20 protein-coding genes and 1 riboswitch are annotated in these 21,460 nt (G+C 73.8%); of the genes, 11 read left to right on the forward strand and 9 right to left on the reverse strand.

What is annotated here, in order from left to right; all coding sequences use genetic code 11:
- Nucleotides 1-83 precede the first annotated feature (83 nt).
- From EV386_RS15180 to EV386_RS15205, 6 genes are all read left to right on the forward strand, one after another.
- Nucleotides 84-992: a LysR family transcriptional regulator gene (locus EV386_RS15180; protein WP_130416167.1), complete on the forward strand. Its 909-nt coding sequence runs from the start codon at nt 84-86 to the stop codon at nt 990-992.
- Between the two features lie 66 nt (nt 993-1,058).
- Nucleotides 1,059-1,169: riboswitch (glycine riboswitch) on the forward strand.
- 162 nt (nt 1,170-1,331) lie between these two features.
- Nucleotides 1,332-4,286 (forward strand): aminomethyl-transferring glycine dehydrogenase, encoded by a 2,955-nt coding sequence (gene gcvP, locus EV386_RS15185; protein ID WP_130416168.1) that lies wholly within the window; start codon nt 1,332-1,334, stop codon nt 4,284-4,286.
- 53 nt (nt 4,287-4,339) lie between these two features.
- Nucleotides 4,340-5,497, forward strand: a complete 1,158-nt coding sequence (gene gcvT, locus EV386_RS15190; RefSeq protein ID WP_130416169.1) for a glycine cleavage system aminomethyltransferase GcvT — start codon at nt 4,340-4,342, stop codon at nt 5,495-5,497.
- 62 nt (nt 5,498-5,559) lie between these two features.
- On the forward strand, nt 5,560-5,928 hold the full coding sequence (gene gcvH, locus EV386_RS15195) for a glycine cleavage system protein GcvH (RefSeq protein ID WP_130416170.1): 369 nt from the start codon (nt 5,560-5,562) through the stop codon (nt 5,926-5,928).
- A gap of 175 nt (nt 5,929-6,103) precedes the next feature.
- Nucleotides 6,104-6,346 carry a LuxR C-terminal-related transcriptional regulator gene (locus EV386_RS15200; protein WP_130416171.1) on the forward strand — a complete coding sequence of 81 codons (243 nt, stop codon included), beginning with the start codon at nt 6,104-6,106 and terminating at the stop codon, nt 6,344-6,346.
- Nucleotides 6,347-6,562: 216 nt separating this feature from the next.
- Nucleotides 6,563-7,027 (forward strand): (deoxy)nucleoside triphosphate pyrophosphohydrolase, encoded by a 465-nt coding sequence (locus EV386_RS15205; protein WP_130416172.1) that lies wholly within the window; start codon nt 6,563-6,565, stop codon nt 7,025-7,027.
- Nucleotides 7,028-7,034: 7 nt separating this feature from the next.
- On the opposite strand, the gene EV386_RS15210 is transcribed toward EV386_RS15205, so the two are convergent.
- Nucleotides 7,035-8,363 carry an MFS transporter gene (locus tag EV386_RS15210; protein ID WP_130416173.1) on the reverse strand — a complete coding sequence of 443 codons (1,329 nt, stop codon included), beginning with the start codon at nt 8,361-8,363 and terminating at the stop codon, nt 7,035-7,037.
- 187 nt (nt 8,364-8,550) lie between these two features.
- Between EV386_RS15210 and EV386_RS15215 the strand changes: the two genes are divergently transcribed.
- Complete coding sequence (locus tag EV386_RS15215; RefSeq protein WP_130416174.1) at nt 8,551-8,769, forward strand: hypothetical protein; 219 nt, start codon at nt 8,551-8,553, stop codon at nt 8,767-8,769.
- 15 nt (nt 8,770-8,784) lie between these two features.
- On the opposite strand, the gene EV386_RS15220 is transcribed toward EV386_RS15215, so the two are convergent.
- Nucleotides 8,785-9,795: a methylenetetrahydrofolate reductase gene (locus tag EV386_RS15220; protein ID WP_242607991.1), complete on the reverse strand. Its 1,011-nt coding sequence runs from the start codon at nt 9,793-9,795 to the stop codon at nt 8,785-8,787.
- A 287-nt stretch (nt 9,796-10,082) separates the two neighbouring features.
- Between EV386_RS15220 and EV386_RS15225 the strand changes: the two genes are divergently transcribed.
- Together EV386_RS15225 and EV386_RS15230 are read left to right on the forward strand one after the other, a co-directional pair.
- The gene (locus EV386_RS15225) at nt 10,083-11,525 is read left to right on the forward strand and encodes an NYN domain-containing protein (protein WP_130416175.1); all 1,443 of its coding nucleotides are present in this window, start codon (nt 10,083-10,085) and stop codon (nt 11,523-11,525) included.
- 23 nt (nt 11,526-11,548) lie between these two features.
- On the forward strand, nt 11,549-12,199 hold the full coding sequence (locus EV386_RS15230) for a lysophospholipid acyltransferase family protein (RefSeq protein WP_130416176.1): 651 nt from the start codon (nt 11,549-11,551) through the stop codon (nt 12,197-12,199).
- Between the two features lie 9 nt (nt 12,200-12,208).
- Here EV386_RS15230 and EV386_RS15235 read toward each other — a convergent pair whose 3' ends face one another.
- From EV386_RS15235 to EV386_RS15250, 4 genes are all read right to left on the reverse strand, one after another.
- Nucleotides 12,209-13,342 carry an App1 family protein gene (locus tag EV386_RS15235; protein WP_242607992.1) on the reverse strand — a complete coding sequence of 378 codons (1,134 nt, stop codon included), beginning with the start codon at nt 13,340-13,342 and terminating at the stop codon, nt 12,209-12,211.
- A gap of 70 nt (nt 13,343-13,412) precedes the next feature.
- Nucleotides 13,413-14,285, reverse strand: a complete 873-nt coding sequence (locus tag EV386_RS15240; RefSeq protein WP_130416177.1) for an LLM class F420-dependent oxidoreductase — start codon at nt 14,283-14,285, stop codon at nt 13,413-13,415.
- A gap of 7 nt (nt 14,286-14,292) precedes the next feature.
- On the reverse strand, nt 14,293-14,913 hold the full coding sequence (locus EV386_RS15245; RefSeq protein ID WP_130416178.1) for a DNA-3-methyladenine glycosylase I: 621 nt from the start codon (nt 14,911-14,913) through the stop codon (nt 14,293-14,295).
- Nucleotides 14,888-15,709 carry a TetR/AcrR family transcriptional regulator gene (locus EV386_RS15250; protein ID WP_130416179.1) on the reverse strand — a complete coding sequence of 274 codons (822 nt, stop codon included), beginning with the start codon at nt 15,707-15,709 and terminating at the stop codon, nt 14,888-14,890. The genes EV386_RS15245 and EV386_RS15250 overlap by 26 nt, the downstream gene beginning before the upstream one ends.
- A 173-nt stretch (nt 15,710-15,882) precedes the next feature.
- Between EV386_RS15250 and EV386_RS15255 the strand changes: the two genes are divergently transcribed.
- Together EV386_RS15255 and EV386_RS15260 are read left to right on the forward strand one after the other, a co-directional pair.
- A complete protein-coding gene (locus EV386_RS15255) occupies nt 15,883-16,887 on the forward strand; it encodes an ATP-binding cassette domain-containing protein (protein ID WP_130416180.1) in 1,005 nt (334 codons plus the stop codon).
- Nucleotides 16,884-17,720 (forward strand): ABC transporter permease, encoded by an 837-nt coding sequence (locus EV386_RS15260; protein ID WP_130416181.1) that lies wholly within the window; start codon nt 16,884-16,886, stop codon nt 17,718-17,720. Before EV386_RS15255 ends, EV386_RS15260 begins: the two co-directional genes overlap by 4 nt.
- A gap of 13 nt (nt 17,721-17,733) precedes the next feature.
- On the opposite strand, the gene EV386_RS15265 is transcribed toward EV386_RS15260, so the two are convergent.
- From EV386_RS15265 to EV386_RS15275, 3 genes are all read right to left on the reverse strand, one after another.
- On the reverse strand, nt 17,734-18,078 hold the full coding sequence (locus EV386_RS15265) for a PspC domain-containing protein (protein ID WP_130416182.1): 345 nt from the start codon (nt 18,076-18,078) through the stop codon (nt 17,734-17,736).
- 145 nt (nt 18,079-18,223) lie between these two features.
- Entirely contained in the window at nt 18,224-18,766 is a 543-nt protein-coding gene (locus EV386_RS15270; RefSeq protein ID WP_130416183.1) for an O-acetyl-ADP-ribose deacetylase, read from the reverse strand.
- Nucleotides 18,767-18,964: 198 nt separating this feature from the next.
- A complete protein-coding gene (locus tag EV386_RS15275) occupies nt 18,965-21,175 on the reverse strand; it encodes an HNH endonuclease signature motif containing protein (RefSeq protein ID WP_242607993.1) in 2,211 nt (736 codons plus the stop codon).
- Nucleotides 21,176-21,460: the final 285 nt, after the last annotated feature.

Below are 21,460 nucleotides of genomic sequence, written 5' to 3' on the forward strand. Positions count from 1 at the left end.
GGCGTCGCGCGCACCCCTATCGTCGCGTCGTTTTTTGTTCAGCGCAATCGAATGATTCTGGATCTGCCATGTAGTATTGCTACATGCCAACCGACCCCCGCCGACTCGCATTCCTGCTGGCCGTCCATCGTGCCGGAGGCGTGCTCGCCGCCGCCGACTTGTTGCACGTCACGCCCTCTGCCGTGTCGCAACAGATCGCCCGCTTGGAGGCCGAGGAGGGGTTCGCGGTGCTCGACCGTGGGCCCCGCGGCGTCACGCTCACCCCGGCCGGACGCGTGCTGGCTGACGCCGCCGAGCGCATCGAGGCCGAGCTCATCGAGGCCCGCCAGGCGATCGTGGCGCTCGGCGACGGGGTCTCGGGGCGCGTGGCGATCGGCGCCTTCCAGACGGCGATCCGCGCCGTCGTCGCGCCCGCGCTCGCCCCGCTCGCCGACCGCTACCCCGGCGTCCAGCTCGACGTGCGTGAGTACGAGCCCGCCGAGGCCGTGCGCAAGCTGCGCGGAGGCGACCTCGACCTCGTCGTGCTGGAGCGCGACTCCGAGATGAAGAACCCCGCGCCGCGCGGGTCGCAGGACGTCATGCTGCTCGACGAGCCCTGGCGCCTGGTCATCCCGGCCGGCATGGCCGCCCCGGAGCACGTGGGCGACCTCGCCCGGTTGACGTTCGTGGCCTCCGACACCGGCACGGCCGCCGACCGCGCGTTGCAGCGCGTGGCGCACTCCCTGGGGACCACCATCGCCACGGTCCACTCGACCTACGACTTCGACACCACGCTCGCGCTCGTCGCCGCAGGTCAGGGCGTCGCGCTGCTGCCCGCGCTGGCCTTGGAGGCGATGGCGGTCAACGACTCCCTGCGCATCGTGCGACTGCCCGGGCTGGGCGAGCGGCAGCTCTTCGTGCGGCACCGCTCGTCGCGGCACGAGCCGGGCCCCGCGGTGCGCGCTGTCGTCGAGGTCATGACCGAGGTCGCCTCGCGCCTCCAACTCGCGTGAGCCAGGTCACGGGCCACCTCGCGGGCTGAGTAGGATCGACGCAGCACAACGCGCACAAACGCCGCTCAAATCGCGACGGGAGAGTTCGCCGGACGGTCCTCCACGGGCCCGGCCGACGGCGCCGAAGGAGCAAACCCTCCCCGGGAATCTCTCAGGCCCCCGTACCGCCGCGACGAGGCAACTCTGGAAAGCGGCCCGCGCGCGACGCCCACGCGTCGCGGACGGGCCCACCGACGGTGCAAGCCGACGTCCCGACCGGACGCGCCGGCCAAACTCTCAGGTCCGATGACAGAGCGGGGAGGGACCGCAGTCCCCCACGCCTGATGACCGGAGTGCCCCGTGACCACCTCCTCGCCCACGCCCTACGACCCCGACCGCTTCGCCGACCGCCACGTCGGGGTCTCGGACGGCCAGGCGATGCTCGCCGTGCTCGGCTACCCCTCGCTCGACGCGCTCGTCGACGCCGCGGTGCCCGCAGCGATCCGCACGCGCCGCCCTCTCGACCTGCCCGCCGCGCGCACCGAGGCGCAGGTGTTGGCCGACCTGCGCGGGCTCGCGGCGAAGAACCAGGTCAAGCGGCAGATGATCGGCCTGGGCTACTACGGGACGCACACGCCCGCCGTCATCCGCCGCAATGTGCTCGAGTCCCCCGCCTGGTACACCGCCTACACGCCCTACCAGCCCGAGATCAGCCAGGGCCGCCTGGAGGCGCTGCTGACCTTCCAGCAGGTGGTCGAGGATCTGACCGGGCTCGAGGTCGCTGGGGCGTCGCTGCTCGACGAGGCCACCGCGGTCGCCGAGGCCGTCGCGCTCATGTGGCGCGCCTCGCGCGCGACGTCGGGCTACGTGGTGCTCGACGCCGACCTGTTCCCCCAGACCCTCGCCGTCGTGCGCGGCCGGGCCGAGGCGATCGGCCTGCCCGTGGTGGTCGCGGCGCTCGACGGCGGACTCGCCGCCGTGCTCGACGGCGCGCTGCCCGACGGCGACCTGGTCGGCGTCGTCATCGCCCAGACCGGGGCGAGCGGTCGCGTGCTCGACGCGCGCGAGGTCGTGGCCGAGGCCAAGGAGCGCGGCGCCCTGGTCACCATGGCGACCGACCCGCTCGCGCTGACGATGCTGGCCTCGCCCGGTGAGCTCGGCGCCGACGTCGCCGTGGGCTCGGCGCAGCGGTTCGGCGTCCCGCTGTTCTACGGCGGCCCGCACGCCGCCTACATCGCCGTGCGCAAGGGCCTGGAGCGCCAGCTCCCGGGTCGGCTGGTCGGCGTCTCGGTCGACGCCGACGGCGCGACGGCGTACCGCCTGGCCCTGTCGACGCGCGAGCAGCACATCCGCCGCGAGCGGGCGACCAGCAATATCTGCACCGCCCAGGCCCTGCTGGCGATCGTGGCCGCGATGTACGCCGTCCACCACGGCCCAGACGGCCTGCGCGCGATCGCGCAGCGCACGCACGCCCACGCGGCCGCGCTGGCCGACGCGCTGCGCGCCGCGGGGATCGCCGTCGAGCACGAGGCCTTCTTCGACACCGTGCGCGCCGTCGTGCCGGGCCGTGCCGCCGCGATCGTCGCGGCCGCGAGCGAGGCCGGAGTCAACCTGTACAGCCCTGATGCTGACCATGTACAGATCGCGTGCGACGAGACGACCACCCCCGAGGACGTCGCCGCGGTGCTCGCGGCGTTCGGCGCGGCGCCCACCACGCCGTCGTTCACCACGCCGGCCGGCGCGGACCTGCCGCCCGCGCTGCTGCGCCGCACGCCGATCCTGACGCACCCGGTCTTCCACCAGCACCGCTCGGAGACCGCGCTGCTGCGCTATCTGCGGACGCTGAGCGACAAGGACCTCGCGCTCGACCGCACCATGATCCCGCTCGGCTCATGCACCATGAAGCTCAACGCGGCGGCCGAGATGGAGGCCATCAGCTGGCCCGGCTTCGCCGACCTGCACCCGTACGCGCCCGTCGAGCAGGCGTTGGGCTACGCCGCGCTCATCGCGACGCTCGAAGCGCAGCTCGCCGAGATCACGGGGTACGCGGCGGTGTCGGTGCAGCCCAACGCCGGCTCGCAGGGCGAGTTCGCGGGGCTGCTCGCGATCAGGGGCTACCACCGCTCGCGCGGCGAGGGTCGCCGCGACATCGTGCTCATCCCGGCCTCCGCGCACGGCACCAACGCGGCGTCGGCGGCGCTCGCGGGGCTGCGGGTCGTCGTGGTGGCCACCGCCGCCGATGGCGCCATCGACCTCGGCGACCTGCGCGCGAAGCTCTCCGAGCACGGCGAGCGTGTGGCGGCCATCATGATCACCTACCCTTCGACGCACGGCGTCTACGAGGAGCACGTGCGCGAGGTCTGCGACCACGTACATGCGGCAGGTGGGCAGGTGTACATCGACGGGGCGAACCTCAATGCGCTCGTCGGCCTGGCCCGTCCCGCCGAGCTCGGCGGCGACGTCTCGCACCTGAACCTGCACAAGACGTTCTGCATCCCGCACGGTGGCGGCGGGCCCGGTGTCGGGCCGGTCGCGGTCGCGGCGCACCTGGCGCCGTTCCTGCCCGCCTCGCCCGTGGGGGTCTCGACAGGCTCGACCGCCGGGGAGGGCTCGACCGCCGGGGAGGGCGCGACCGGCGGGGAGGGCTCGACCGGCGGGCCGGTGCCCGCGCCGGTGAGCGCCGCGCCGTTCGGCTCGGCCGGCATCTTGCCCATCTCCTACGCCTACGTCGCCCTCATGGGCCCCGACGGGCTCACCCAGGCGACCAAGGCCGCCGTGCTGAGCGCGAACTACGTCGCCGCGCGCCTCGCGCCGCACTACCCCACGCTCTACACGGGCCCGCACGGCCTGGTCGCGCACGAGTGCATCCTCGACCTGCGGCCCCTGACGGCGGCGAGCGGCGTCACGGCCGAGGATGTGGCCAAGCGGCTCATGGACTACGGCTTCCACGCCCCGACGCTCGCGTTCCCTGTGCCGGGCACGCTCATGGTCGAGCCCACCGAGTCGGAGGACCTCGCCGAGCTGGACCGGTTCGTCGCGGCGATGATCGCGATCCGCGCGGAGATCGACGCCGTCGCGGACGGGGTCTGGCCCGCCGACGACAACCCCTTGCGGGGCGCCCCGCACACGGCGGCGGCGGTCACCGCCGACGAGTGGACCCACCCCTACGGGCGTGAGCTCGCCGCCTACCCCGTGGCGTCGTCGCGCGCAGCGAAGTACTGGCCCCCGGTGCGGCGCATCGACGCCGCACGGGGCGACCGCACGCTGATCTGCGCCTGCCCGCCCGTCGAGTCGTACGCGACGGCGACCTCATGACCAGCCCGACGACCAGCCCGACGAGCAGCCCGACGAGCAAGGAGACTCCCCCGATGGCCGACACATCGACGCCCCTGGCAGCCGAGCACCGGGCGCTGGGCGCCACCATGACCGGGTTCGGCGGGTGGCTCATGCCGCTGCGCTACACCTCTGACCTGGCCGAACATCGCGCGGTGCGGTCCACGGCCGGGCTGTTCGACCTGTCCCACATGGGCGAGATCCATCTGGAGGGCCCAGGAGCGGCGGCCGCGCTCGACGTCGCGCTGGTGGGCAGCGCGACCGCGATCGCCGTCGGGCGGGCCAAGTACTCGATGATCTGCGCCGAGGACGGTGCGGTGCTCGACGACCTGATCGTGTACCGGCTCGCCGACGAGCACTTCCTCGTGGTCGCCAACGCCGGCAACGCCCCGCTCGTCGCGCGCGAGCTCGCGGCGCGCACCCACGGGTTCGACGTGGTGACGACCGACCGCTCCGCGGCCACGGCGCTCATCGCGGTGCAGGGCCCGCGCGCCGAGCGGATCGTCACCGCGCTCACCGACCCCGCCGACGTCGCCGCCGTGCGCGCGCTGCCGTACTACGCCGCGACGCGCGCGAGGCTGCGGGTGGGGGAGGGCGCCGCGGCGCTGGTGGCCCGCACGGGCTACACGGGCGAGGACGGCTTCGAGCTGTTCGTCGACGTCGCCGACGCCGTCGGGCTGTGGCGGGCCGCGCTCGCCGCGGGCGCCGAGCACGGGCTGGCGCCGGCCGGGCTCGCCGCGCGCGACTCGCTGCGCCTGGAGGCGGGCATGCCGTTGTACGGCCACGAGCTCGACACCACGACGACGCCGTTCGAGGCGGGGCTCGGCCGCGTGGTGCGCCTCGACAAGCAGGACACGGCGGGGCGCCTGGTCGAGTTCGTCGGACGCGCCGCGCTGGCGGCGCGCAAGGCCTCCCCGCCCGCCCGCGTCCTGGTGGGGCTGCGCGGCGAGGGGCGCCGCTCGGCGCGCGCCGGGTACGACGTCGTCAGGCGCGGCGCCGAGGGGTCGGTGGGCGCGAAGGTCGGCGTCGTGACGTCGGCGGCGCCGTCGCCCACCCTCGGGCGCCCGATCGCGATGGCGTACGTGACCCCGGAGGTCTGCGCGCAGGGCGTCGAGCTCGCCGTCGACGTGCGCGGGCGCGCCGAGCCGTTTGTCGTCGTCCCGCTGCCGTTCTACCGCCGCGCCACCGCGTGACCCCCGTACGCTCGACCCCAGCATCGACCGGCGCCCTGGGCGCCCCGCCCGTAGGAGAGGCCATGGCCAGCTACCCCGACCACCTGCAGTACTCGCGTGAGCACGAGTGGGTCGACCCGTCCTCGCCCGCTGTCGTGGGCATCACCTCGCACGCCGCCGATGCGCTCGGCGACGTCGTCTACCTGGAGCTGCCGCAGGTGGGCGCCGAGATCACCGCGGGCGAGGTCATCGGCGAGATCGAGTCGACCAAGTCGGTCTCGGAGCTGTACGCGCCCGTGACGGGCACGGTCGTCGAGGTCAACCAGGCGGCCATCGACGATCCCGCCCAGGTCAACGCCGACCCGTTCGGCGCCGGCTGGCTGCTCAAGGTCGAGGTGACCGCGGTCGGGGAGCTGCTTGACGCCGCGGCCTACGCCGAGTTTGCCGGCTGACTCCCGAGCGGGTGAAACCCGCCACGTTTCCCCAGGTCAGAGGACCGAGCGCAAAGAAACGACAGGAACTTGTTCGTTTGGCGTCATGATTTGACGGCTCGCGGCTCTCATGGTTACGCAGCACATCGCAGGTCGGTCACCCCTGAGGCCGGCCGGCTGCGGCCTGGAGGATCACATGAGCATCATCGAACTGGAGCGCACGGCGCCCGCAGCGTCCATCACCCCTCTGACGCGCCGTGAGCAGGTCGTCCTGTCCAATCTGAGCGAGGACGTCACCCTGGAGCAGATCGCGACCAAGCTGTTCGTCACGCGTAACACCGTGAAGTCGCAGGTGCGCAGCGTCTACCGAAAGATCGGCGTGTCAACGCGGGCGGATGCCGTCGCGTGGGCCCGCCAGGCCGGGATCCGCACTGTCTGAGCCCGTGCCGCTGCGCGAGTCGCGCGCGGCGGGGCTCTCGTCGCACGCAGACACGATGTCCGGCACTACATCGTCGAACGCTCGGCGCTCGCCTCGGTGAGCGCCGAGCGTTCTGTCCTCCCGGGGCGATGACGCCCCCGCCCGTGGCGAAAAGCCGTCACCGCGGTGTCATGAAACCGATATCCCGCGGCTACGAGAAGATGTCAGACTCTGCGCATGACGCACCAGCCCGGCCCCGATCTTGATGCGCCTGGTGCGGCGGTCGGCGCGCGTCGTCTGGTCGTCGCCGCGGCGATCGTCGACGACGTCGTCGCGCCCTCCCGCCTGCTGGCCGCGCGGCGCTCGCGGCCGTCGTCACTCGCAGGCCGCTGGGAGTTCCCGGGCGGCAAGGTCGACGACGGCGAGACTCCGGTCGGCGCGCTGCATCGCGAGCTGCGAGAGGAGCTCGGCGTGTCGGTCGACCTGGGCCCCGAGGTCGCCGGGCCCGACGACGACGCGTGGATCATCACCGACCGCCACGTCATGCGCCTGTGGCTCGCGCGCGTGACGGTGGGGGACCCGGCGCCCCTGGTCGAGCACGACGACCTGCGCTGGCTCGACGCCGAGAGCCTGTTCACCGTCGACTGGCTCGACGGCGACGTGCGGATCGTCGCGGCCCTGGCGGGGCTGCTGACGCGCTGACCAGCCCCTACACGGACCCGGCGACGGCGGGCTCACGATCCGCGACGCGGCCCGGCCTCCTGTTGGCCTCGGCGCCCGGGACCTCGGGGCGCACCTGACCCGCCGCGGCGAGGCTGACGACCATCGCGAGGGTGATGACCAGCAGGGCGTGGCGCACCCCCCACGAGTCCGCGAGCAGCCCGAGGACGGGCGGCGCGGACAGCGCGGCGATCGACCCGAACGAGCTGACCACGGACACACGCGCGGCCGCCTTGGTGGGGTCGTCGGCCGCGGCCGCGGTGCCGACGGGGTAGGCCATCGCGGCGCCCACGCCCCACAGCACGATGCCCGCCCAGGCGAACGGGAGCGAGGGGCCCAGGCCGAACACCAGGAGGCCGAGCAGGGCCGAGACGCCCGAGACGCGCAGCACCGCGACGCGGCCGAACCTGTCGATGAGCGCCGGGCCCAGCAGGCGCACCGTCAGCATCGAGACGACGAACGTGGCGTACGCGGCCGCTCCCACGGCCTCGCGCGTGGCGAAGCCGTCGACCACCGCGAGGTTGAGCCAGTTGGCGGCGGCGCCCTCCGACATCGTCGCGGCCAACAGCACCAGCCCGATCAGCAGGGTGCGCGGCTCGGTCCAGGCCCGCAGGGCGCCGCTGGAGCGGCCACGGGCGCGGGCGCTCGCGGTGAGGCGCGCGAGGAGCGGGCGGCCGGGGCCGTCGGCGGCGCGGGGCGTGGCGTCGCGCTGGGGGCGGCGCGGCTCGTCCTGAAGGGCGGTGCCCGGCGCGATCAGCACAGCGCGCGCGATCGTGACGAGCACGGCGACGGCGATGATGTGCCAGGAGACGTGCAGGCCGATCACCGACGTCGCCGCGGCGATGGCGCTGCCGATCAGCGCGCCGACGGAGAACGCGGCGTGGACGTGGGGGAGCACGGCCCGGCCGAGCGGCTTTTCGAGGCGGGCGGCCTCGAGGTTGACGGGGACGAAGGTGGCCGGTCCGACGATTCCGTTGAGCAGCACGCCGAGGGTGAACAGCTCGACCGAGCCCACCATGGTCGCGACGCCCGAGACCACGAACCCGGCGAAGGCGCCGAGCATGCCGATGCGCAGCATCGTCGCGGAGCCGAAGCGGACGATGAGGGCGCCGATGGTCGCGACGCCGACGAGCGACCCGATGGCGCCGACCACGAGCACGGCGCCGAGCTGCCCGGCCGTGACGGTGAGGTCCTCGCGCACCGAGGGCAGGCGCCCGAGCCAACTCGTCTGGATGACGCCGAAGACGCCGAACATCGCGATGAGGGACCAGCGGACCCGCTGGAGGCTGGCGTTTGGCGGGGGCGAGAGCAAAGGCATGGCGGGGACCTGACGAAGCGCGAGGGAGAGGGAGGGGATCGACGCGCTCGCTACCGAACGCGCCCGCTGTCGAATCGATTCTACTGGGCGAGGGCCACCCGTGCCGAGTCGAGTGCGCCGAACGTCCGCCATCTCACGCTCCGGGGGCGCGCAGCGTCGGGCGCCGCGCGGGGTTTAGGTTGTGCTCATGAGCGAGTTCCAGGTGGCCAAGAGGGTCAAGCAGGAGCCCACCGCGGCGGTCGCCGCGCGCGTCCTGCTGTCGTTCGTGCTGTTCCTCGGTGGGCTGGTGCTCATCGGCGCGGGCGCCTCGGACAGCGGGTCCGTGCCGTGGCTGTGGTTCGCGCTGGGTCTGATCGCCGTCGCGCTGTCGTTCGGGCTGCCGATGCGTGGGGCGTCCCGGGGCTGACGCCGCCGGCGCGCACTACCGGCTCGCGCTGACCCGCACGTCGGTGGTCGGCTCCAACAGGTCGGGCGCCTCGCGCCGCAACAGGCCGACGCCGTCGAGCAGGTCGAGCGCCGGGCGGTGCTTGTTGAACGTGTAGACGTGCAGGCCGGGCGCCCCGGCGTCGAGCACCGCCTGCGCGAGCTCGACCGAGCGCGCGACGCCGCAGGCGTGCTGCGCCTCGGGGTCGTCGAGCGCGTCGAGCGCCGCGAGCAGGTCCGACGGCGCGGCGACGCCCGTCAGCTCCTCGACCCGCCGCAGGCGCCGTGGATCGGTCGCGGGCAGCAGGCCCGCGAGGATCGGGATCGTGATCCCGGCGGCGCGTGCGTCGGCGACGAACTCGACATAGGACTCGGGCTCGTAGAAGAGCTGGGTGATCGCGAAGCTCGCGCCCGCCTCCTGCTTCTCGAGCAGGCGGCACACCTCCTGCGTGCGCGTGGTGCCCGCGCCCGGGTTGCCGTTCGGGAACGTGGCGACCGCGATCGACAGGGGATGGGCGGCGCCGCGCAGCGCCGAGCTCGGATCGGCCGCGGCGCGGGAGGCCTCGACCTCGCGCAGCAGGCGCACGAGCTCGACGCTGGAGTGGACGCCGTCGGCCGGCGGACGCCAGTCGGGCTGGTCGTGGGGCGGGTCGCCGCGCAGCGCGAGGAACGCGCGCACGCCGGCCTCCAGGAAGTCGTCGATGACCGCCGAGACGTCCTCCCGCGAGGCGCCGACGCAGGTCAGATGCGCGATGGGCAGCACTGGGGTGCCGGCGAGCAGGGTCGACACGACGCGGTGCGCCGTCGCGCGGTCCCCGCCGCCGGCGCCGTAGGTCACCGAGATGAAGTCGGGGTGCACCGCGACCAGGCGGCGGGCCGTCTCCCAGAACCGTGGCGCGGCCTCGGGTCGGCGCGGGGGCATGAGCTCGAAGGACACCGTGGGGCGATGGATCGGGCGCCTCGGGGCGTCGGTGGGGCCGCCGTGCGGCACGTGTCCCTCATCGACCACGGTTGCTCCTCGAACCACTCGGTCCCGGAGCGGACGCGCTCCAGGAGACTGAACTCATCGCAGGGCGGTCCGTAGACGCGCCCAGCGCGGGGGTTCCTCAGGAGGCTTCCGTCGGCGGGAGAGTGGCGGCACCCTCCTCGTGGAGGCCCATCGTAGCCTTCGGTCCCGCTGCGCGGGAGGGTTCTGCCCGCCATTCAAGACGGTTCGGTCCGACGGCGGTGGCGCCCGCGATGGCTCGGGTGCCTGTCGGCGCACACCACGCGCCGTGGACACGTACCGTGGCGGGCATGGACACCGAGGAGCGCCTAGCCGTCTTCATCGACTACGAGAACCTGGCGCTCGGCGCGCGCGAGCACCTCGGGGGGATGCAGTTCGACTTCGGGCCGATCGCCGACGCGCTCGCCGTGCGCGGCCGGGTGGTGGTGCGGCGGGCGTACGCCGACTGGTCGTACTTTGACGAGGACCGCCGGGCGCTGACCCGCCACCAGGTCGAGCTCATCGAGATGACGCAGCGCATGGGCGCCTCCCGCAAGAACGCCGCCGACATCAAGATGGTGGTCGACGCGATCGAGATGGCCTTCGAGCGCGAGTACATCTCCACCTTTGTGATGTGTACGGGCGACTCGGACTTCTCGCCGCTGGTCCACAAGCTCCGCGAGCTCAACAAACGCGTCATCGGCGTGGGAGTCGAGAAGTCGACCTCGCGCCTGCTGCCGGCCGCCTGCGACGAGTTCCTGTTCTACGACCGCCTCGAAGGCGTCGACGTGCCGGACAGCGACGACCAGGCCGCACGCGCGGCACGCTCCGGGCGGGGCGGCGCGGGTGACCGGGGGCGCAAGCGGTCGGCGCGCGCCGCCGAGGCCGTGGCGCACGCGCTCCACGCGGCGCCCACCGCGAATGGCGCGCCCGCGGCCAAGGGCGGCCGCGGCCGCGGTGCGACGACCGCCGCCGCAGACGCACCGGCGCCCGACGCCCCCGCGCCGGACGCCCCCGCATCGGACGCCCCCGCGCCCGACGCGACCACGAGCAAGGGACGCGGCCGCCGCCGAACGGGAGCCGCCGCCACGTCAGGCAAGCGCGCCAACGGCGCCACCCCCGAGGCGAGCGACGAGCCCGCCACCGAGCCGGCACTCGCCGAGCCAGCGCCGGCCAGCACTGGCCCGGCCAGCGCCGATCCTGCCGCCGCCGACGCCCTGGACACGGTCGCTGTCGCCGCCGCCGCCGAGACCGACGACGACGAGAGTGTGGGGGACAGCGAGGCGCCGTCGATGGAGGTGCAGGTCGCGCAGACGCTCGCGAACCTGGCGGCCTCGACGAGCGGCGCCGTGACGGCGTCGATGCTCAAGCGGACGCTGCTGCGCAAGGACCCGACGTTCGCGGAGGCCGACTACGGCTTCCGCACCTTCGGGGAGTTCCTGCGGTTCCTGGCCGATCGCGGGTTCCTGGTGCTCGGCACGGGGCCCGCGGCGGGCGACCCCGAGGTGTCGCTGCCCGAGCAGGGCAGCAGCGACCAGACCTTCGCGCTCGTGCGCGACGTGGTCGAGGACGCGGGCTCGCCCGTGCCGCTGTCCGGGCTCAAGCATCGGCTGCGCCGTCGTCGGCCGGACTTCTCGGAGAAGGCCCTGGGCTTCCGCGGGTTCCTGCAGTTCTGCCGGGCAGCCGAGGCGGCGGGCGCCGTGACACTGACCTGGGACGACGCCGCCGACGACTATCTTGTGACGGTCGCCTGACCGGGCGAGGGCACAATGGCCCGGTGACCTACCGCCTGCTCCGTCTGATCCTGTCGCTCGTGGCATACGTGACGCTGCGCCCCCAGGTGGTGGGACTGCACAACGTCCCGCGGCGCGGGCCGGTGATCCTGGCCAGCAATCACCTGTCGTTCCTCGACTCGGTGATCATCCCGCTCGTGGTGCCGCGGCACATCACCTTCATCGCCAAGGCCGAGTACTTCACCGGGCGCGGGCTCAAGGGGCGCCTGTCGCGCTGGTTCTTCACGACCATGGGCCACATCCCCGTCGACCGTGACGACCCGCGCGCGGGGCAGCGGTCGCTGCAGGACGCGCTGCGGGTGCTGGAGCGCGGGGGAGCGTTCGGCATCTACCCCGAGGGCACCCGCTCACGCGACGGCAAACTCCACCCGGGGCACACGGGCGTCGCGTGGCTCGCACTCGCGGGGCACGCGACCGTGGTGCCCGTCGCGCTGGTCGGCACCGACAAGGTGCAGCCGGTCGGCCGGCGCCTGCCCCGGCCCGCGCGCGGCATCCAGGTGCGGTTCGGCGCGCCGATCGACCCCTCGCGGCAGATCGCCGCGGGCGTCCGGCCCGCGCAGGCGCGCCGCGAGCTGACCGACCACGTCATGGCGTCGATCCACACCATGAGCGGCCAGGCGCTCGCCGACCACTGACACGCCGCCTCAGTCGGTCGAGTCCAGCAGCCCCGGCACCGTCGCGAGCCCGGCGGCCAGCTCCTCGCCGTCGCGCCCCGTCACGACGGGGCGCACCGCCGCGGCCACCTGCTCGGTGCGGCTCGCCGCCGACGACGCCGCCTCGCCCGGGCGCCGGTCCTTCGCGGCGCCCGCCGTCGCGATGACGCGCTCGGTGCGGCTCATGGTCCGGATGCCGATCGCCAGCACCGTGTCGGGGTGCTCGCGCGCGGCCTGCGCGTAGATCTCAGGGTCCTGCTGCCCGTCGTCGCCCACCAGCAGCCAGCGCACCTGCGGGAACGTCGCGAACAGCCGTTCGAGCGACGTCGTCTTGTGCTGGCGCCCGCTGCGAAACCACCCCGTCTGTGTGGGCCCGAAGTCGGTCAGCAGGAGGGGACCGGGTGGGTAGCCGTGCCGGGCGAGGAACCGCCGCAGCGTGCGGGCCGTGTTCCACGCGCCCGCCGAGAGGTACACGAACGGGGCGTCGGGGTGCGCCTGCGCGACGCTCGCATACAGCTCGGCCATGCCGCGCACCGCCCGTCGCGCCGCGGCGCGGACCCACAGCATGTTCCACGCCGCGACGAACAGCGTGGGGACCGCGGTGACCATGGCGGTGTCGTCGATGTCGCTGATCACGCCGAGGCGTGCGTCGTCGCCGACGACGACGAGGCCCGCGTGCACCTCGACGCCGTACGGGTCGGTGGTGCGCAGCGTCGCGCGCTGCCATCCGGGCTCCAACGGGGCGCCGGTGGGCAGGTCGACCTCGACGTCGATGTATCCCGCGCGGTCGGAGACGGCCTCGACCACGGTGTCGCCCACCGTCACGATCACGCGGCGGCCGGGGGCGGGCAGCGTCAGGAAGGTGCGAAAGCCCCGCTGGACGGGCCGCGGCGCGCCGTGCCCGAGGCGGCGCGGTGACAGCAGCACGCGCGCCAGCACGCGCACGCGCCGCGGCGTGCCGAAGCCCGTGTACGGCTCGACGCGCGGCAGCCAGCCGGCGCCGCCGCGCAGCAGCGCCCCGAGCGCCGCGATGACGCGGTCCTCGATGATCGCGGCGACGTGCGCGCGCGAGGCGGCCTTGCCGTCGGCTGTGCTCGGGGAGATGTGCTCCGGGCGTTCGCTCACGGGCCCACCTTGGCGCCGAGGCGCCCGCCCGTGCCCGCGCGAGGGCGACGTGTCGTGCTCTGAGGCGATCTCACCCGAGGTCGGCGACGCGCTCGACCGCGGGTGCGACGGCGTCGCGCACCCACGCGGCGAGCGACGTGGCCGGCGGGTGCAGGATCATCGTGTCGACCCCGAGCGCCGCGAACGGCCGGGCGTCCGCGACGAACCCGTCGACGTCGCCGGCGACCAGCTTGTCGCTGTTCGCGAGCATGGTGATGCGGATCTGCGTGATGTCGCGCCCGACGTCGTCGCAGTGCGCGCGCAGCACGTCGAGCTTGTGGCGCAGGTCGTCGGGGGTGGCGGCGAAGAGGTTGCACGCGTCGGCGTACTGGGCGACCAGCCGCAGCGTCTTGCGCTCACCCGAGCCGCCGATCATGACCTCGGGTCGGCTCAGCGGCTGGGGGCGGTTGAGGGTGCGCGCGAGGCGGTAGTGCGCGCCCTCGAACGGGCCGTCGTCGTCGGAGTACATCTGCCGGGCGATCCGCACGGTCTCCTCGAGCATCTCGAAGCGCTCGCGCAGCGGCGGGAACGGGACGCCGAGCCCCGCGTGCTCCTGCTCGTACCAGGCCGCGCCGACGCCGAAGGTCGCGCGCCCGCCCGAGAGCACGTCGAGCGTGGCGACGATCTTGGCGAGCAGCCCGGGGTGGCGGTAGGTCACGCCCGTGACGAGCGTGCCGAGCCGCACCGTCTCGGTGCGCCCGGCCAGGTAGCCGAGCGTCGTGTAGGCCTCGAGCATCGGGTCCTCGGCGGGGAACCCGGCGCTCATCATCTGCCAGTAGTGGTCCATGACCGACAGCCAGGCCAGGCCCGCCTCCTCGGCGTAGGCGGCGGTGTCGCCGAGCTCGCGCCGCAGCGCGGCGGGCTCGACCGAGTCGAATCGCATCAGGTGGGCGCCGAGCTTCATGCCCGCATCATGCGCCCGCCTGCGGGTCGGCGACAGCCGTGCGGGCCAGCACCATCGGGCACGTGGCGAGGTGGTCGTCCACCAGCCCGCACGCCTGCATGGCGGCGTACGCCGTCGTCGGGCCGAAGAAGCGGAAGCCGAGCCGCTTGAGCTCCTTGGACATCGCCTTCGACTCGGCCGTGAACCCCTCCAGGTCCGCGAACGTGGCGGGGTTCGTCGCGCGCGGCGGCGGAGCGAACGACCAGAACACCTCATCGAGCGTGCGGCCCGCCTCGTGCAGCGCGAGCACGGCGCGACCGTTGTCGATCGTGGCCTCGATCTTGGCGCGGTTGCGGATGATCCGGGCGTCGCCCATCAGGCGTTCGACGTCGTCGCCCGACATCGTCGCCACGAGGGCCGGGTCGAAGCCGTGGAAGACCTCGCGGAACGCCTCGCGCTTACGCAGCACCGTGAGCCATGACAGGCCCGACTGGAAGCCCTCGAGCGCGATGCGCTCGAGCAGCGCGGCCTCGCCGTGCACCGGCCGGCCCCACTCGTCGTCGTGGTAGGCCTCGTAGAGCGGGTCGCCGTCACCGAAGCAGCGCGCGGGGGCGGGGCTGTGGTCAGGGCCGCTCGTCTCGCTCGTCATGCGCGTCAGCATGCCGGGCGCCCCTGACAGGCTCCGATGCGCTCCGTCGAGCGACGTAGGCCTCGACGCCGTCGAGCACCACGTGGATGCCGAAGGCGATGTCGTCCTCGGGGTCGGAGGTCTCCGGGACTGTCGCCGTGGGACCCGCGAACGCGGCGTGCAGGTGCGGGTAGTGCGCCGGGTCGGCGAACTGCCCGAGCATGACGGCCAGGTCCTCGTACGGCTGGCCGCCCGCGCGCGCTGCCTCGATCTGGACGCGCGACTCGCCGAGCACGTGCTGGGCGAGGAGCCCGATGATCCCGAACTTCTCGTCCGCGCTCAGGGGCAGGTCGGCCAGGATCGCGAAGGCCTCGTCGATCCACCGCAGGCGATGGGGGCCGGGCATCACGGTGCTCAGTGGCAGGTCGAGGAACCAGGGGCGCCGCACGGCCAGGTCGATCTGCACCCGCATCCACCGCTCCATGCGCTCGCGCCAGGCGCCCTCGCTCGGCAGGGCGGGCAGGTCGGCCGCGACCCGGTCGGTGAGGTGGACGAGGAGCTCGTCCTTGCTGCCGACGTGCCGGTACAGGGCCATGGGGGAGACGCCCAGCGCCTTGCCGAGCCGCGCCATCGACACGGCGGCGAGCCCTTCGGCGTCGGCGAGCGCGAGGGCGGCGTCGACGATGCGCTCGACGCTCAGGTGGGCCTTGGGTCCGCGGCGCGACGGCGGCGCGGGCGCCCACAGGCGGCGCACGAGCTCGACCAGCTCGGGGTCAAGCCTGGCCTCGGGGGCGTCGGCCGGGGGTTGGTGGTCCACGGTGCTCCTCTCGTCCTCCGTCGTGCCTTGCGCGACCGCGCGGCGCTGTCGAGCAGGGTGCGCGATCACGCGCTTGACGTCTCAGTGTAGGGCGTACACACTCGGGTGTACGCCCTACACAGTGGATGCCGTACACATCACGGCGTCCCGCCACCCATTCTCCAAGGAGCCCCATGTCCGACGTCGTCGTGCGCGCCGAAGGCCTGCGCAAGGCCTACGGCGCAGTGCCCGTCCTCGAGGGGGTCGACCTCGCACTGCGCCGCGGCGAGGTCCTCGCCCTGCTCGGCCCCAACGGAGCGGGCAAGACCACCACCGTCAAGATCCTCACCACGCTGCTGCGGCCCGACGGCGGCCGCGCGAGCGTCGCCGGCTTCGACGTCGTGCGCGACGCCGCCCAGGTGCGCCGCGTCATCAGCCTCACCGGGCAGCAGGTCGCCCTCGACCTCAAGCAGACCGGGCGCGAGAACCTCACGATGGTCGCGCGCCTATCGCGCGTGCCGCGCCGCCAGGTCCGGCAGCGCGTCGCCGACCTGCTCGACGGCGTCGGGCTGACCGACGTCGCCGAGCGCCGCGTCGCGACCTACTCGGGCGGCATGCGCCGCCGCCTCGACCTCGCCGCGGGCCTCGTCGCGCGCCCCCAGGTGCTGTTCCTCGACGAGCCCACCACGGGCCTCGACCCGCGCAGCCGCCGGGCCCTGTGGGACCTGGTGCGCGACGTCGTCGCCGGCGGCACCTCGTTGCTGTTGACCACGCAGTACCTCGACGAGGCCGACGAGCTCGCCGACCGTGTCGCGCTCATCGACGCCGGACGCGTCGCGGCCGAGGGCACCGCCGACGAGCTCAAGCGGCGCGTCGGCCAGGCGCGCGTCGAGCTCGACCTCGCCGCCGCCGACGACGTCGTGCGCGTCAGGTCCGCGTTCGCCGACCTGCTCGGCGAGGCCGCCGCCGACGGACCGCCGACCGAGGGCCTCGCGCGCGGCGTCGCGCTGCCCACCGACGGCTCGCTGGCCCACGTGCGCGAGCTCATCGCGCGGGTCGAGGCCACCGGCGTCGTCCCGGCGGGGTGGCGCCTGCGCGAGCCCACGCTCGACGACGTCTTCCTCACGCTGACCGGCCACCTGCACCACGCGGCGGGCATCGCCACCACCAGCGCCGAGACCCAGGAGAAGGCCGCATGACCACCCTGACCACCACGCCGCACCTGACGCCCGCCCGTCAGGGCCCGCTGACCGCCGTGCGCCACGCTCTGGCCGACGCCGCGACCATGGCCGGGCGCTCGCTGCGCCTGGCCCGCCGCGACATCGACGTGCTGGTCACGGCGACCGCCGTGCCGGTCATGATCCTGCTGATGTTCACGTTCGTCTTCGGCGGCGCCGTGGACGTGGGCATCGACTACATCCAGTACGCGACCCCCGGGATCATCCTGCTGTGCGCGGGCTTCGGGGCCGCGAGCACCGCCGTCGCCGTCGAGCAGGACATGTCGGGCGGCATGGTCGACCGGCTGCGCTCGCTGCCGACGACGCCCTGGACGTTCCTGTTCGGGCATGTGGTCGCGGCGATGGCCCGCAACCTCGTGACCACGGGCGTGGTGTTCGCCGTCGCGGCGGCGCTCGGGTTCCGCCCGTCCGCCGGAGTGCTCGGGTGGCTCGCCGCCGTCGGCCTGCTGACGCTGTTCATCAACGCGATCGCGTGGGCCGCGGCGTTCAACGGCGCCGTCGTGCGCAGTCCCGAGGCTGCGGGGGCGTTCAGCTTCGTCGTGATGTTCTTCCCGTACGTCTCCAGCGCGTTCGTGCCGGTCGAGACGCTGCCGACCTGGATGCGCGGGTTCGCCCAGCACCAGCCGGTGACGCCGCTCATCGAGACCGTGCGCGGCCTGCTCGTGCCCGGCACACCGGGCGCCGTGAGCGGTGACGAGCTCGGGTCGACGGCGCTGCTCGCCGTCGTGTGGTGCCTGGGCCTGACCGTGGTGTTCGCGGCGCTCGCAGCGTGGGCCTACCGCCGACGGCGCTGAGCGCCGCCGCCGCTCACGGCGTCTGCGTCGGGTACGTCGTCGGGTGCGCCGGCGCTGAGTACGGGGCGCCGGGCTGCGACGCCGCCCGGCGAGCCCAGAACCTCTCCTCGCTCGGGACCAGCAGCCACAGCACGATGTACGCCAGCACCTGCGGGCCGGGCAGGAAGATCGAGGCGACGGTCAGGAGTCGCACGACGGTGCGCTCCCAGCCGAAATAGTCGGCGACGGCGGCGCACACGCCGCCGATCATCCGGCCCTGCGTGGGCCGGTAGAACGGGGGAGAGGGGCGAGGCGGCGGCGGCGCGTACGCGTACTGGCTGGAGTCGGAGGTCTGCGGGTTCGGGGTTGGAGTGCTCATGCCTCCAGCATGCGAGGAGCGCGCCGGCGGCGGTATCGGGTGCCGCCCGGATTGACCCCTGAGGCGGGCTCAGGGATTCGCCGGTGGCCTCGAACCGGGGCGCCGGGGGCGCGGCGTCCGCTGGCGCTCGCGGCGAGTGGCGGCGCTACTCGCCCGCCCCGGCGCCCGCCGCAGCCAGGGCGGCGTCGAACACCGCCCGCAGGGGTGCGCTGAACAGCACGAAACGGACGTGGTCGACCACGTGCGGACGCGCCACGGCCCAGGCGCGCACCGCTCCGATCGCGGCGTTCGCGGCGTCGTCGGGCGACCATCCGTACACGCCCGCCCCCACCGCGGGAAAGGCGAGCGTCCGCGCGCCGAGGTCGGCCGCGACGTCGAGCGAGCGCGTGAAGCAGGAGGCGAGCGCCGCCGGGTCGGTCTGGCCCGCATGCCGGTTCGGGCCGACCGTGTGGATCACCCAGCGGGCCGGCAGGTCGAAGCCGGGGGTAGCGACCGCGTCGCCGACGGGCAGTCCGTCGGGCAGCGTGGTGCGGCGCAGCTCGCGGCAGGCTGCGAGCAGGCGGGGGCCGGCCGCCGCGTGGATGGCGCCGTCGACCCCGCCGCCGCCTAGCAGCGTCGAGTTGGCCGCGTTGACGATGGCGTCGGCCTCGACCCGCGTGATGTCGCCGAGCTCGGTGGTGATCCGCACAGACCGACCGTAGGCCCCGATCATCTGCCGTGGGAGGCCGAGGTGCCGCTCGCCGAGCCCGCCGCCCGCAGCCGGCCGAGCATGCGGGCGTCACTGAGGCCGACGGCGCGGGCCGGGACACCCAGTTCGTCCTCGATCGTCTCCGGCCGCCCCGTTCGCCTACTGATCGCCTACGGATCGCCCGCGCTCGCCTCGACGCTAGAACGGCGGGTCACCGAGACCGGGGCGACCGGGCGAGTGCGCGCTATCGGGGTGCGGGATCGTGCGGCCCTCGACGTTCGGGTGAGGGCACGCTTCGCTCGCGTCGTTTGGGCGCGGGGGCGCGACGTCGTGGCGCGAACGCGGCTCGCCGAGGCGCCGAGGCTGGTCGGTGTGCTGCCCACTCGGGTCGCCGCGCTGCCCACTCGGGTCGCCGTCGAGCCATGACGGGTCGCTGAAGTCTGACAGTGGCTCATCGAACTCTGGTGACGGCGGGTCGTTGTCGGCGAGCCATGACGGGTCGCCGAAGTCTGGCGGTGGCTCGGCGAACTCTGGGGGCTGTGGCTCGTCGCCGTCGGGCGCGCTCATGTCCGGGAACCGTGGGCGCTCGCGGTGGATGGTCGCCGGGATCAGGTCGGTGGAGGTGGTGTGGCGCCGCCCTGTCGGGGTAGTCCAGGTCAAGGTTCCCTCGTCATCGATCTGGCGGACGGCGAACCGGGCTTGGTGCTTGAGCACATGGTGTCGGTGGCACAGGTGGGCGAGGTTGCTGGACGCCGTCGGCCCGCCTTCGGCATGAGCGACCGTGTGATCGGCGTCCGTCGTGGCCGCGGGGCGCGTGCACCCCGGGAAGCGGCAACTGGTGTCACGCACCTTGATGAAGTGGCGCAGTTCTGCCGGAGGCCGATACGTCTCAGCGCTCACCCCCAGGACCTTGCCGGTGTGCGGGTGGGTCAGCAGCCGCGTGAACGACGACGCCAGACCCGCCATCTCGCGGGCCGTCTCCGGATCGATCGGGACGTCGCCGTCGAGCAAGGCGGGCTCGTCGACGCGGCCCAGCAGGGTCAGCACCGGGACCGTGACGTAGACCTTCGGCCGCACCGAGCGCGCGATGCGCGCCAACTCTGCGGCCGTGCCGCCGGTACGCCCGCGGTAGTCCGCCGCGTGACCCGCGTGCGCGTCGTCGGCGTCCGTGGGGAGACCGGTGGCGAGGTGGGCCTTGGTGGCGTCAGTGATGAGGCGGTCGGTGGCGAGGCGCCCCGTGACAGTGGGCTCGGAGGTGGACTGGCTGGTGGGCTGACCTGCGGGCTCACCTGCGTGCTGGGCCGAGGGGGACATGACGGCTGACGTCGCCTTCGTCGCGGCGGTCATCACGGATGCCGCGCGCAGGTCGAGCGTGCCGTCGTCGAGCAGGAGCGCGCAGGCGACGTCGGCGCGCAGTTGGGCGAGCGTGCGCCCATCGCCTTCGGAGCGAGCCGACCGCGCGACGGTCGAGAGGCGGTCGGTGATCGCGTGCACCGCCGGCGCGGGAGCGAGCAGGGTCAGGTAGGCCATGCCGTCGCGCGCCGGATCGGTCCACACGCCGCGTTTGGTCGCAGCCTCCGCATGACGGACCTCGGCGGGCGTCGGGCACAGCCGGTCCCGCGTGCGCCGCACCGTGCGGGCGAACGTCTTCGTGTTCTGGCACGCTGCCGCGGCCACGACCTGGTCGTCCAGGCGAGCCGCTGTCCGCGGGTCGAGGTCAGCGACGGCGTCGGCCACCTTGACGGCGTTCGCCCAGGCGGCGTCGCCCGTGAGCGCGGTGGTCAAGGTGCGCGGCGCCCGCGCGACCAGCGCTTGTGCGGTCAGCATGCGCGCGCTGACGGTCTGCTCGCCCTGGCGCGTCGCCAAGGCGACCTCCGCGACCAGCGTCCTCCTGGCCAGATCCGCGCGGCGCGCCCGCCCCGCCGAGCGCACCATCGGCTCGGACTCGTTGAGCAGGCCCTCCGCGCACAACGCCTGTCGACGCGCACGCTCGAGCAGAACGCCCTCGAACGCCTCCAACGCGTTGACCCTCGCCCGCACGGAGATGATCGCCTCGAGGGTCTCGTCCAGGTCACGCACGCCGACGGCGCCGCGAACCTCGACGAGGCGTTGGACGTTCACGGGCAGCGTCGCGGTGGGGACAGCGTCGGGCTCAAGTGGCGCGTTGGAGACGGGGCTCGTCGCCCAGTCAAGATCCGCGGGATCGAGGGGGCAGCGGCCGAGGAGCGCGTTGGCGAGACCAGGGCGATCCGCGAACTGCGTGGCGAACGAGCCGTCGTCCTCGATCCGCACCGAGGCGAGCGCGGCCAGGCGTGCTTTGACGTCGGCGCGGAACGCCTCGCGCCGACGGTCCTCGGCCGTCCTGAGGTCCTCGCCGCGAGTGGGGTCCAGCGCGATCGAGCGCGGCACGTCCGCACCACGGCCTCGCGCTGGCTGGGCGGAGGTGGCGAGTACGTCAGGCGCGGCGCAGGTGGCGGGGGGCGTGGCGGAGAGGGCGGGCGGGGTGGACGCGGCGGGGGCGGGCGACGTGGCTGGCGAGATGGGCGCAGCAACAACGCGTGTTGCTTGCCTGCCTTCTTGCCGACTCACCATGCCTTGATTGTATTCGAACACCTGTACGAACTTCCAGGTCATCGCTCATTTTGCGACACCGGTGCTGCCGTGTTCGGTGTTCGTGGGGCATCGGAGCCTGTT

The organism is Xylanimonas ulmi, assembly GCF_004216535.1.
GTDB classification, from domain to species: Bacteria; Actinomycetota; Actinomycetes; order Actinomycetales; family Cellulomonadaceae; genus Xylanimonas; species Xylanimonas ulmi.